The organism is Streptodolium elevatio (assembly GCF_053592165.1).
Map to the genome: position 1 here is coordinate 234,677 of NZ_JBSFVE010000012.1, position 12,396 is coordinate 247,072.

At 74.0% G+C, this 12,396-nt stretch carries 7 protein-coding genes; 1 reads left to right on the forward strand and 6 read right to left on the reverse strand.

The window, feature by feature from the left end:
- The first annotated feature begins 44 nt into the window (after nt 1-44).
- The gene (locus tag ACWD12_RS23030) at nt 45-1,553 is read left to right on the forward strand and encodes a hypothetical protein (RefSeq protein WP_450101086.1); all 1,509 of its coding nucleotides are present in this window, start codon (nt 45-47) and stop codon (nt 1,551-1,553) included.
- Nucleotides 1,554-1,740: 187 nt separating this feature from the next.
- Here ACWD12_RS23030 and ACWD12_RS23035 read toward each other — a convergent pair whose 3' ends face one another.
- The 6 genes from ACWD12_RS23035 to ACWD12_RS23060 form a co-directional block, all read right to left on the reverse strand.
- Nucleotides 1,741-2,820, reverse strand: coding sequence for a hypothetical protein (locus ACWD12_RS23035; protein WP_450101087.1), 1,080 nt, complete (start codon nt 2,818-2,820; stop codon nt 1,741-1,743).
- On the reverse strand, nt 2,817-5,255 hold the full coding sequence (locus tag ACWD12_RS23040; protein ID WP_450101088.1) for a DUF3488 and transglutaminase-like domain-containing protein: 2,439 nt from the start codon (nt 5,253-5,255) through the stop codon (nt 2,817-2,819). The genes ACWD12_RS23035 and ACWD12_RS23040 overlap by 4 nt, the downstream gene beginning before the upstream one ends.
- A complete protein-coding gene (locus ACWD12_RS23045; RefSeq protein ID WP_450101089.1) occupies nt 5,252-6,508 on the reverse strand; it encodes a DUF58 domain-containing protein in 1,257 nt (418 codons plus the stop codon). Before ACWD12_RS23045 ends, ACWD12_RS23040 begins: the two co-directional genes overlap by 4 nt.
- Nucleotides 6,505-7,578, reverse strand: a complete 1,074-nt coding sequence (locus ACWD12_RS23050) for an AAA family ATPase (RefSeq protein WP_450101090.1) — start codon at nt 7,576-7,578, stop codon at nt 6,505-6,507. The genes ACWD12_RS23045 and ACWD12_RS23050 overlap by 4 nt, the downstream gene beginning before the upstream one ends.
- Before the next feature lie 181 nt (nt 7,579-7,759).
- Nucleotides 7,760-10,438 (reverse strand): hypothetical protein, encoded by a 2,679-nt coding sequence (locus ACWD12_RS23055; RefSeq protein WP_450101091.1) that lies wholly within the window; start codon nt 10,436-10,438, stop codon nt 7,760-7,762.
- Nucleotides 10,439-10,603: 165 nt separating this feature from the next.
- On the reverse strand, nt 10,604-12,259 hold the full coding sequence (locus ACWD12_RS23060) for a hypothetical protein (RefSeq protein ID WP_450101092.1): 1,656 nt from the start codon (nt 12,257-12,259) through the stop codon (nt 10,604-10,606).
- Nucleotides 12,260-12,396 lie beyond the last annotated feature (137 nt).

Genomic DNA, 12,396 nt, shown 5'->3' on the forward strand with positions numbered 1-12,396 from the left:
ACCGCCGGAACCGAATCATGGACCACAGGAAGGAAAGCGCCGACATGTCCGCAGGACCCGCGGTACGCGAGCGGTGGGGACGCCGCCGGGTGGTGCGGCGCGCCGCCCGGCTGGGGGCGGGCATCGCCGCGATGTTGCTGCTCAGCGGGTGTATGGCTTCGGCCGGTCCCGACGTCGAGAACACCGGCCCGGAGTCCGCGTCGCCGTTGCCGGGCGTCGTCGGGCCCCACAACCCCACCGGCACCCCGGCGCCCGCACAGGAGACCGAACTCGTCGCACCCGCGGGGTTCGACGCGTCGCGCGGATGGTCGGCCAACCAGACCGACCGCGTGTTCGCGGTGTCGCCGGCCGCGGGCGTGACCGTCGACCTGTACGCCGCCGACCTGGAGGACGGCAACCTCCCCGTGGTGATCGCCCGGCGGATCACCGACGGCACGGTGGCCTGGACCTCCACGCCGCTCAAGGTCCTCGACACCGACGACCTGCCGACGGTGCGCATCGTCGACGCCGGCCAGGGACTGTACGCGGTGGTCGTGCGGGTGGGCACGCTGCCCGCCGACGGGGTCTCCAGGGCCCGGCAACTCGTCGTCGCCGACTCGTTCAGGCTGGTCGGCGACGGGCCCGACAAGGCTCCGGCGCAGCACCTGGAGCACGTCGTGGAGGACGCGGCCGACGTGGGCATCGCGGTGGGCGACGGCGGCGTGCTCATCACGCCGCCGAGGCCGCGGACCGAGGAGCCGCCGCCCACCACCGTGTGGGACCCGATGACCGGCGCCACGGCCGACGTGCCGTACAGCGCGGAGCACCCGGCCGCCGGCTGCCCCGCCGACAGCTGGACCTGCATGGTGCGCGACACGCCCCGGGCCGCCACGGCGGTCGGACCGCTGTTCGTCGAACAGGCCTCGAGCTCCGGGGGGTTCGCGTTCGGCATCATGGGACGGTGGCGCAGCCCGCAGGTCGCACCCCCGAACCGCGGGCAGGGCACGGTGGTCGGCTTGTCCCGGACCGTGGTCGTCGCGATGTGGCGCACCGACGAGAACTCCCCGCCGTTGTACGCCGCCCACGACCTCGCCACGGGCGCGGTGCTCGCCTCCGCCGAATGTGCGGCGGGCACCGAGGCGACGAAAGTGCTGACCGACGAATTGGACCTGAGTGCCGAGACCCATGTGTCGCCTCAAGGCCGCTACCTGGTGAGCGGTCCGTTCGCCGTCGACCTGTCCGGTCGCAAAGCGGTCTGCGTCGCGGGGAACGCCGATGCCCGCGGCGTCTACCTCACGGCCGTGGACGACAAGGGCACCGCGTACGGCCGCCTGCTCGACGACGACGACGAGACCAAGGATTTCGCCGTCGTCCACACGGCGACCGGCAAGGTGGACGCGCTTCCCGAGAAGGTGCTCGCGCCGAGCGCGGTGACCGGCAACGGCACGGGCATATTCGCCGTCGAGGACCTCGTCGACAGCTCGGAGGGCCCGTTCCTGGTCGTGTGCCCGCCGGGGACGGCGCCGGCTTCGGCATCACCGGCGGCCGGGGCGAGTCCGAGCCCCAACCCCTGATTCCCGTAGCCGAGTCCGGCCCCTGGCCTCTGATCCCGGCCTGTGATCCCGGCCTCTGATCCCGGCTCCGGAGTCCGACATACCCGGATGCGCGAGCCGTCGGTGTCCAGGCCACGAGCCCACGACGAAGGCGCCGTCCACCCCTTGCGGGTGGGCGGCGCCTTCGTCTCGTGTGCCGACGAGCCGGTCACTCCTCGTCGGGGGCCACCGGTGCCGGTTCGTCCGGTGCGTCGGCACCGGTGTCCGGCGCCGGCGACGCCGCCGCCGGCGTGCCGGTGCTGCCCGGCGACGAGGTCCCGGCGCCCGCGCCGGGCGACCCCGAAGCAGTCGGCAGGCAGACCGCGTTGCCCTTGGCGAGCATCAGGCTCGGTGCCGCGCGTACCAGCGTGGTGACCACGGCGCAGGTCCCCGGCAGCGCGGCGCGATCGGTGAAGACCGCCACCAATTCGTCGGGGTCGACGAGCTTGCGGTCAAGCAGCTCACCCGTCGGCGTCTGGGCGACGACGGCGTACCCCACCACGTCCTCGGGCAGGTCGGGCACCTTCCAGGTCACCTGAAGGCGGCCCTCGGCGGTCTTGACGGCCACCGACCGGGCCTGGTGGGCGGCGAGTTCCTCGGGAGAGATGGGGGTGGCCGGCTGCGGTGCCGCGCTGGGCGGCGGCGGTGGTGGCTCCTCCTCCTCGCTACCGAGCATGACGTACGTTCCCGCGACGCCGACGAAGACCACGGCCGCGCTCAACAGCGCGATCGGGTGCCGCCACCACGGCGGCGACGGTTTGGTCGGCTCCTCCCAACCGAACTCGGGGTCGGGCTCGAAGCTCCAGCCGAAGTCGGGATCCCCGTCGGCCCCGTCGACGCCGCCCATACCGCCGATGCCGCCGGTTCCGTGGCGCTCCTCGAAGGAGCCCGGCAGCGGATCGGCCGGGGCCGGCACGGCCGCCGGCCGCACTACCGAAGGCACCGGAGGCCCGAGGTCCGCATCCGTCGGCGCCACCGGCGGCAGTACCGAAGGGGCCTCCACGAGGGCCGCCGCCGGCGCCGCGGACGGTACGGGCGGAGGCGCCGCGGGCTTCTCGAACGACATCGCAGGCGCGGAAACGCCCGCGTCGTCGTCCCACCACACCGGCAGGCTGAGCGCAGGTCGCACGAAGTCCGCGGGCGGCTCGATGCCCTGCTCGCCGACACCCAGCGCCACCCCGGCACCGATGCCGGCCGGCGGCCGCCATGTCGCGCCAGGCCCTGCTTCTGGCCCCGTGTCCACTGTCATCCCCTTGTCTCCCGCCGCAAGGACGCCACGAGTTGCCGCGGCGCGAGCCGGTTGCGCATTCGCGTGCGCAGACCCGGGCGTTCGGCCGAGCGGCTGACCGCCTGTTCGACCTCGGTGCAGGTACGCCAGGCCTCGTCGGCCTCCTCGGCCAGGGGCGCGTGGCCCGCGTAGGCGGTGTCGTTGACCAGCTTGGCCAACGGCCACAAGCGTTCGCCGACTTCGGCGGGCAATTTGGCCTCGCCGTACTCCGCGACCTCGCGTACCGTCAGCGCCCCGCCGGCCGGCATGCCGATCTCGGCAAGCCGGTCCCCGATCTGCCGCCAGGCACCGAACAACCGCATGTCCGGCGGCCCGTGCCGACGGCGGCGCCGGACGATCCCGGGGGCCACCGCGGCGAGACCGAGTTGGCCGCCCGCCGCAGCGAACAGCACCGCCAGCGGTACGGCCCACCACCACAAAGGTGTTCCCGAGCCGCCCGTGGAGGGCACCGGCCCCGACGCGCCCGGGCGCACCTGGTCCGCGATGTCCGCGTCCTTCTCGGTCCGCGACGGCTCGGCCGGCGCGGGCGGGTTCACCGCGGGGGGAGGCACCTGGCCGCCCGGCGTCGCGTCCGCCGGATCGTTCTTCGGTGCCCCGGTCCGGCCGGCCTCACCCGGCGTCGGGAAGAACGGCACCCAGCCGACCTCGGCGAATTCGACCTCGGGCCATGCCACGACGTCCCCGCTGTCCACCCGCCACGAGCCGTCCGGCTCGGCGGTGCCCCGCGAGAAGCCCACGACCACACGGGTCGGCAGCCCGATCGAGCGGGCCAGCACCGCGAAGGCCGCCGCGAACTGCTCGGACGTGCCCTCCTTGCTCGACTCCAGGAAGAACCGGAGGTTGCGGTACGAATGGCCGGGCACCGCCGTGACGTCGTAACGGTGCTTCTCGCGCAGCCAGTTCGCCAGGCGCAGCGCCTGCTGGTACGGGAAGGTGGCGCCTGCCGTCGCCTCGATCGCGAGCCTGCGGAACTCCTGGATCGACTCGATGGGCTCGGCGGCGGCGTCCACCTCCGGCAGCGCGGTGTTCGCCGTGTCGTAGACGGTGGGCAGTTCCTGGATGCGGTCCGGGTCGTACTCCGGGACGCTCGACTCCACCTTGTAGTGCATTCCGGGAGTCAGTTGCGCGTCGGTCGCCAGGGCCCCGCTGTCCGGGTCCACCGCGAGGTCCACGTCGCCCGGCACGTCGACCCGGGTGGGCCGGTCCGCGGCGGGCAGCCACACGCCGTCCAGCTTGTCGAGCGTGATCTGCTGCACGGAATGCGCGGCCTTGGCGTCCTCGTCGGACGCCTCGGGCACCCGGCCGCCGGTCGGACGCAGGCCGTTGACCGGGTACCACGTGACACCGTCGTACCGGTCCAGGACCGTGAGCCGCCAGTAGCGGTCCGGTTCGGCGGGGCCGAGGACCCGGAACAGCGGCTGATCCGGCGTCAGGAGCCAGGCCGAGATGCGGTCGAGCGGGTTGACCGAGGCCAGGCGTACCGGCGGCGGCGGGCTCACTTTGTCCCGCAGGTCCGGCGGGGCACCCACACCGGGCATCTGCGGCGCCACGACCCCGGCGAGCACCGCGAGCACCGCGACCCAGGGCACGCCCACCGCGAGCATCCGGCCCGGTGACCGCCGGCCCGGCGCACGGCACACCAGCAGCAGGCCGGCCGCACCGACGGCGCCGGCGAGGACCGCCGTGTTGGAGCCGGGCGCACCGGTCGACAGCACGACCGGCACGGCGAGCATCAGCAGGCCGGGAACCGCGGGCAGTGCGGACGAGGTGCCCCGCAGCGCGAGTTCGGCGCCGACGAAGGCGGCGATCCAGACCCCGGCGGACACCAGCACGAGCAGCGCGGCGTCGCCGGGGGCCGGCAGCACGGTGGTCAGGATGCCGCGCGGCGCGTCCAGAACGTCCGAGCCGGCCCGGCGCAGCAGGTCCGGTGTCGGCAGGGCGTGCGCGAGGGCGTCGTCGCGGTAGAGCGTGGCGGACACCGCCACGCTCCAGGCGAGCGCCGAGACCGCGAGGGAGCCGACCAGCGGACGCGGCTTGTGCTTGTCCGTCGGGCGCGACCACAGCAGCACCAGCAGGACCGGGACGGTCGCGGCCAGACCGACGACGGGCAGCACTTCGCGCATGCCGAACACGCGGTGGTACGCCAGGCCGGACACCGCCGCGAGTGCGGCGACGGGCACCAGCGACCAGAGCCGGCGTGCCCGGGCGGCCCGTGCGGACGACGACGAGACCGTGGGCTTGCGGGACTTCGAGCGCTTCTTGGCGCCGCCGGGCGAACCGGTGCGCTTCCCGGCCCGGTTGCCCGCGGCAGTCTGCGCGTCGGCGGAGGAGGGGGCCGGCGCGGTCCCGCGGCCGCCGACGGGCGCGGTGGTGGGAGGTGGTGCCGTGGTGCTCATCGCATCGCCTCCCTGCGCCAGGCCGGGACCAGGTCGTCCAGCAGGTCGACGGTGAGCTGTGGCACGCCGAGCGCCGTCGTCGCGGCGGCGGACACGCCTACGCGTACCACCAGCATGCGGTCGAATCGCCCGCGCATGCGCCCCAACCTCTCCCCGGGAAGCGGGAGTTCGCCGCCGGTCACGACGACGAGAGTGTCACCCTCGCGAAGGCGTTCCAGGACGTCGAGGGCGTCCGAAAGTGTGTGCCGGCTCTCCGCGCTCACCAGCGAGAGCCGGTCGAGCACGTGGTCCGCGCCGGGGTCGTGGCCGTCGCCCAGCGGCAGCAGGCCGCCGCCGGTGAGCAGCCGCACCGGGAAGTGGCTCCGTGCCGCGGCCTCCGCGACGGACGCGGCGACGTCGACCGCGGTCTCGAACGCGCCGTCCCGGTAGGCGTCTTGGCCGGTGTCCAGCACCACGGTCGTGGTCGGCAGGCTGACGTCGATCATGCGCCGCACCATCAGGCGGCCGGTACGTGCCGACGAACGCCAGTGCACGCGCCGCATGTCGTCGCCGAGCACGTACTCGCGCAGCGAGTGGAAGGTCAGCGTGCCGTCCTCGGCGGTGTCCGAGGTGGGGCCTTCGAGGTGGTGCGTCCGCCCCGCGGGCAGCACCGGAAGAGGCACGGTACGCGGCCGCACGAGCAGCGTCTCGGCGGAGCCGCATTCGCGGACCCGGCGGGCCAGGCCGAGCGGGTCGCCGCGGACCAGCAGCATCGGTCCCACCTCGACGCTGCCGCGCTGGTCGGTGGGCAGCCGGTAGCGGGCCCGGACCTCGGCGCCGGGCGGCACCGGAGGCAGGTCGACGGGGAAGACGGGGACGCCGGCGACGCGGTCCTCGGCCCGCATCCCGCGCAGCGTGCGCGTACCGGTGTTGTGCAACACCACGACGCCCTGGGCGGTTTCGTCACGGGCCACGCGGATCGGCACGATCTCCCGGCGCGCCCGCACCGACGGGGTGGGATGCGTCCACACGAGGGCGAAGGCGACCGCGGCCAGGGCGGCGACGCCCAGGGCCAGGGCCTCGGCGTAGCCAAGGCCCCAGCCCACGGCGCACGCCACGACCCCGGTGCCGAGTACCGCGCGGCCGGAGGGGGTCAGACGGGAACTGCTCAGGCCGACGGCGGCGGGTCGTACCGACCTCAGGCGGGCACCGGCTTCCGCGTTCTCGTCGTCCGCCGGAGTCCGCGGCCGCGCGGACTCCCGCACCGAGGTCATGCGCGTGCCTTCGCCATGCCCCCGAGTGCGGGTGCGGGGACGGCGGAGAGCACGTCGGCGAGCACCGACTCGGCCGTCCAACCCGCCAACTCGGCGTCCGGGGACAGAAGCAGACGGTGGGTCAGGACCGGGGCGGCGAGCGCCTTGATGTCCTCGGGGAGCAGGTGCGCGCGCTCCTGCGACGCGGCGCGCACGCGGGCCGCGCGGATCAGCGACACGCTGCCGCGCGGGCCGGCACCCAGCCGCGTGTGCGGGGACGTGCGGGTGGCCTGCGCGATGCGTACCGCGTAGTCGACGACGGGCTCCGACGCCATCACCCGCTGCCGGGCGACCTCGATGAACTCGCCGATGTGGTGCGCCGCGGCGATGGCGGGCAGCGACTCGACGGCGGGTGCGCCGGCCGTTCCCGAAGCCACCGCCACTTCGGAGCGGTGGTCCGGGTAGCCGACGGTGACGCGCATCAGGAAGCGGTCCAACTGCGCCTCGGGAAGCGGGTACGTGCCCGACATGTCCACCGGGTTCTGGGTCGCGACCACCATGAACGGCCGCGGGACCGGGTGCGCGACACCGTCGACGGTGACGCGGCCCTCCTCCATGACCTCCAGCAGCGCCGACTGCGTCTTGGGCGACGCCCGGTTGATCTCGTCGCCGATGACGATGTTGGCGAACACCGGCCCCGGCAGGAACTCGAAGGTGTTGGTGGTCTGCCGGAACATCGACACGCCGGTGATGTCGGACGGCAGCAGGTCCGGAGTGAACTGCACGCGCTGCCACTGCGCGTCGAGCGACGCCGCGAGCGCCCGGGCGAGGGTCGTCTTGCCGGTGCCGGGCACGTCCTCGACGAGCAGGTGGCCCTCGGCGAAGAGGCAGGTGAGCGCGAGTTCGACGACATCGCGCTTGCCCATGACGACGCGCTCGACGTTGTCGGCGAGCGCGTGGAAGCACTCGCGGAACAGGCGCAGGGCGTCCGGCGCGTGGAAGTGCACGGCAGGCGACGGGCCGGCGGACGACGAGGGCGGGCCGAGGGGCGCCGTCGGGGACCCGGCCGCCGGGTGGGGGATGGTGCTCACGGCACTCCTGAGGTGGGAGTCGAGATTGCGAACGGTCTTCGGGGGGCCGGTCCGTGGACCTGGTCGAGGGCCCGCCCGGGGTCGGTCGTCGGATGAGTGGTGGCCGGGATCCGGGTCCCGCAGGGGCGGTGTCAGGCAGGAAGCACCGCCCGCGCGGGACCCGGTCCGCGCGCCCGGGCGATCACATGGCCGTGTCGTGGTCCGGACGGCGGCTGGGCGCGATGGCAGCGGCGAGAGCCACCGCGCCGTCACCGTCCCCCGGGCCGGAGGGAGACGGAGTCGGGGGGTAGGGCGCGGATCCGGGGAGCTCCGGAGGCGCGTCGAGCGTGACGTTGCTGACCTTGCCGTAGTTGAGGGTGATGGTCAGCGTGGCCGGAGCCGACGCCGTGGAACCACCCTTGCTCTTGGCGGTGACCTTGAACGTGTACGAGCCGCTGACGCCGCCGACGGACAACGTGACAGACCGGTCCGTCGTCGTCCAACTGCCCTTCGTGGGCGCCGCCGCGGCGGCGACGTCCGTGCCGTCGGCCACCGTCGGGTGGTTGACGGCGGGCGGGTCGGCGACGAGGCCGCCGTACAGCGCGGGCGTGAGCTGGTCCGAACCGCCGCCCTGGACGGCGGCCTTCGGGGTGGTCTTCGCGCTGGGCTTCACCGACCACGAACCGGTGTACGTGATGGTCTCGCCCGCCGTGTTGGTCGGCGCGCCCCACGTGACCTTGGCCTTGTCACCGGACTTCGTCGCGGTGAGGTTGGTCGGCTTGCCGGGCGGCAGGCACGGGCGCACGGCCGTGGACCAGCCGGAGTTCATGATGCCGCCCGGGTACTCGGCGGTGATGTAGAAGCGGTACTCCTTCTCGCACGACCCGCCGGTCACGGTGAACATGAACGGACCCTTGGGACCGACGGACGCGGGGGTCACACCCATTCCGGCACTGGTCCCGCCGACGGTGTAGCGCAACGGTGTCGCGCCGGACGCGGGCTGGAACATCAGCGTGATCTTGCCGGCGCCCGACGTGGCCACCGGCGTGCCGGGCTTCTTCATGGCCGGGGGCTTCGTCGTGCCCGTCGGCGGCTTCGTCGTGGTCGTGGGCGGCTTCGTGGCGGTCGTCGGCGGCTTCGTGGCGGTCGTGGGCGGCTTCGGGTTCGACGAGGTGGTCGGCGGCTTGCTGCTGGGCGTCTCGGTCGGCTTGTCGCTCGTGGCCGGGGTCGTCGGCACCTGCGTGGTCGGCGGAGCGGGCGGGTCCGGCGGCTTCGGCGGATCCGTCGGGGGGTCCGGCGGCTTCGGCGGATCCGTCGGGGGGTCCGGCGGCTTGGGGGGATCCACGGGAGGTGTCGTGGAGGGCTCGGGATCCGGGTCCGGCGGCCTGTGCGTGTTGGAGGGCTTGGGTGCCTCGGAGGTCTTCGGCGGATCCGGCCGCGTGGACTTGCTCGGGGGCGGGTCGTCGCCCCCGTCGTCGTCACCGGGACCCGGCGGCACGACGGGCGGCTCGACCGGGGGCACGACGGGCGGCACCACCGGCGGTAGGCCCGAACCGTCGCCGGAGGGGTCTTCCGCCCCGCCCGTGGACTCGTCGTCCGGGCTCCCGGAGGGCGGCGCGGACGACGATGCCGCCGATTCCTCCGGAGAGGACGTGGCGCCGCCTTCGGGCACGCTCTTGGCCGGGGTGGGCGGGGTCGAGCCGGTGGCCGAGCCCTGTCCCGGCCCGGGGGTGTTCTCGTACTTGCCGATCAGCTGGAGCTGGCCCTGTACGTTGACGACGGCGGCGGTCGCGCTGTCCTGGTCGTTGACCCAGAGCAGGCCGTCCCGCACGTACGCCTCGAGCTTGCCGGGGACGCCGGTGACCTTGAGCTGGTCCTCGAACTTCGCCTGCACGATGTTGTAGACGAACAGCGAGCCGGCCGAGCGGTCCGGGATGTAGACCTTCGCCCCCAGAACCTGCGGCGGCGCGAAGTCGTGCGCCGGCACGGTCAGCGGCACCGCGGTGACCGAACCGCTGTCGATGTCGACCAGCGTGAGCGTTCCGGTGTCGGCGGCCAGGACGGGTACCACGGGCCCCTCGCTGAGGCCGGGCGCGAGCAGCTTCTCGGGATTTCCCTTCGCCATGTCCTCGGGCAGCTTGACGGTGCGCTCGACGCCGTTGCCGGAGACGATCAGCATCTGGCCGCCCTTGACGTCGGTGACGACGGGCCGGCCGGAGGCCATGGTCAGCAGCAGCGCGCCGTTCGGCTCGGCGACCTTGATCGGCGAACCGAGCTTGTCGCCGGTGACCGGCACCAGCTGTCCGGTGGAGGGGACCGGGACCCACAGGGTGCCGGCCGGGTCGGCCTGCGCCTCGCCGAGCGGCTTGCCGCCGACGTCCAGCGGCGCGCCGAGCGGGGCGAGGGACACCGGGTCGATGGGCCGGACCTGGCCGTTGGCGGCGTCCACCAGCCACGCCTTGCCCCCGCCCGAGGCGAGCTTGAGGCCGGGCGTCTCGTGGTCGAACGTCTGCGGCACGGTCAGCTGGGAGGGGTCGATGCGGCTCACCGTGCCGGTGCTCTCGTCGAGCACCAGGACCGTGTTGCCGTCCTCGCTCACCTGGAGCCGGGTGTCGTCGTTGCGCGGCAGCTTCACCCGGCCGTCGACCTGGCCGGTGAGGCCGTTGACGTGGGCGACGTTGCCCTTCTTGTCGCTGGCGAGCCAGGCGCCGATGTCGGACAGGTCAGGATTCGCTCCCGCGGCACCCATGCCCGCGACGACCATCCCCGCGATCAGCGAACCCGCGGCGCCGAGCGCCACGGCGGTCGTGGTCCGCCCGCGCCCGGGCTTCAACGCGTCCCGGACCCGTCCGGCGAACACCACAGGGCGTATGCGGAGCATCAGCTGACCGCCTCCTTCTCCTCCGGCCCGTACGAACACACACGACCGATCGTGAAGTTCATGCTTGGCCCGTGGCGGGCCATGGTGCTATCCGGCGCACGCGCACGGGCACGCGGCTTTGGGACAGAGGGGCCTGAGAGGGGGTTCCCTCGGCGCCGGCGAGGGTCAGGCGTCGTGTCCCGGGCGCCACGACGGCAGGTTCCGCGGGTCCGGCGACGTCCCGTCCCGGTGCGGCGGTTCGGCGGAGACCGCGGGGTGGCTTCCGGAGGTGTCCGGCACCTCGGAGCCGTCGTCCGGGTCCTCGCCCAGCACGACGCTGATGGACCACACCGAGTCCAGCGCGTTGTGGTTCGGCGGGATGGAGAGCGGAGGCGGAGCCGGTCGCTTCTTCGGGCCGGGCGTCGCGGGCGGGTCGGGCGGACCGGGCGGCGGCGCGGTTTCGGGCGGGGCCGCGGGCGCGGGCGGTTGCCCGGGCAGCAGGTCCGCGGGCAGCCGCATCGGCCGGGACCGGGACTTCCTGGGTTTCCTGGGCTTGCGCGGCTTCCCCGGGGCGCCGGAGGGCAGGGGGTGCCCGGGGCTGTGGGACCGCGCGTTCAGGGAACGGCGGGCGCGCACGTGCATGCCGAGGGACGCCACCGACACGAGCGCCGATCCGGCGGCCGTCGCCATCAGCACCGTGTCGGTGCCGTCGCGCCCGTCGTCCGAGGCCGCCGAGTCCGTGCCGTTCGCGTCGTCGTCGAGCGACGCACCGAAGGCGGTGTTGGCGCGCGGGTCGGGGCCGGAGCCGACGCCGTCGACGGTGGCCCTGAGTTCGTACGGCACGACCTGCCCGCGTGCGGTGTCCTTCGCGTCCGTCACGCCGACGGCGATGTAGTACGTCCCCGGCAGGTTGTAGGTCGTCTCGTAGTCGGGCTTGTCCGCCTCCACCGTCCAAGGACCGCACCGGAGTTCGGCGCGGTTGGCGCCCGCGGCGAGCGAGGCCCGGCGCGGGCCGCCCGCCTCCGCCGGGCAGTTGGCGGCGCGTCGCAGCGGGTTGTAGATGTGCGCTGCCCACCCTGCCTGGGGGCCGGCCGCGAGGTCGGCGGGAACCTCCAGGGTCGTGCGTACGGTCAGCGTCTGACCCGCCCTCAGATCCACCCGCCAGAACGGGAACTCGCCTATCGCGACGGTCCCGCGAGTGGTGCCGGAGTCCGGGAGGCGCTTGGCCCCGGCGAAGGAGAACCCGTCGTCGGCGTTGGCGGGGGCACCGGCGCCGGTGCCCGGGACGGCGTCCGGGGCGACGAGGCCGACGACCACCTCGACCTTGAACGGACCGGTCGAGCCCTCCACCGGCCTGATGCCGTTGCCGATCCGTATGCAGGCCGAAGTACCGCCCACGGCCTTGCTGTTCGAACGCGCGCCCACGCTGATGACGTTCAGTCCGTCGGCCGCGTTGTCGGTCTTCGCGAGCCACGACTCGGGTTTGTCGCCTTCGCCCCAGCCGGCGCCGACCGAGAGCTCGGAACCGGCGAACACCTTCTGCGCCAGTACGGCCGTGGCGGAGACCTCCAGCACCTGGTCGCCGCGTTTGCCGACGCGGTAGAAGAGATCGCGGTCGGTGGCGAGCGAGTCGGTGTACCGGCCCGGTTCGAGCAGCGGTGCGTCGGCGCACCCGGCCGTCGAGCCCTTGGCCGGTGCGCCGCTCGCGGCGTACGGAGCCACCGCCCGGTTGTCGATCGCGTGGGCGGGCGCGGCCGCCCACGCCGTGAGGACGCCGGCCGCCAGTGCCCCGGCGGCGGGCACGCCGGCGTACCGCACGGCTCCGAGCACACGTGATCGCATGCTCGGCAGACTAGGAAGGGAACCGGTGCCCCGACTAGGTCCGATCGCGCACCTCGGGGCGGGTAGGCCCGGCTTCCGGATTCGACATCTGGCGATCGTGCACGCGGATGGGGGTCCATTGCAACCCTGATGCAACC

Excerpts from the sequence above, each read along its gene's own strand:
- ACWD12_RS23030 (WP_450101086.1), top strand. The coding sequence starts at position 45 with ATGTCCGCAGGACCCGCGGTACGCGAGCGGTGGGGACGCCGCCGGGTG.
- ACWD12_RS23040 (WP_450101088.1), bottom strand. The coding sequence starts at position 5,255 with ATGAGCACCACGGCACCACCTCCCACCACCGCGCCCGTCGGCGGCCGC.
- ACWD12_RS23060 (WP_450101092.1), bottom strand. The coding sequence starts at position 12,259 with ATGCGATCACGTGTGCTCGGAGCCGTGCGGTACGCCGGCGTGCCCGCC.
- ACWD12_RS23055 (WP_450101091.1), bottom strand. The coding sequence starts at position 10,438 with ATGCTCCGCATACGCCCTGTGGTGTTCGCCGGACGGGTCCGGGACGCG.
- ACWD12_RS23035 (WP_450101087.1), bottom strand. The coding sequence starts at position 2,820 with ATGACAGTGGACACGGGGCCAGAAGCAGGGCCTGGCGCGACATGGCGG.
- ACWD12_RS23045 (WP_450101089.1), bottom strand. The coding sequence starts at position 6,508 with ATGACCTCGGTGCGGGAGTCCGCGCGGCCGCGGACTCCGGCGGACGAC.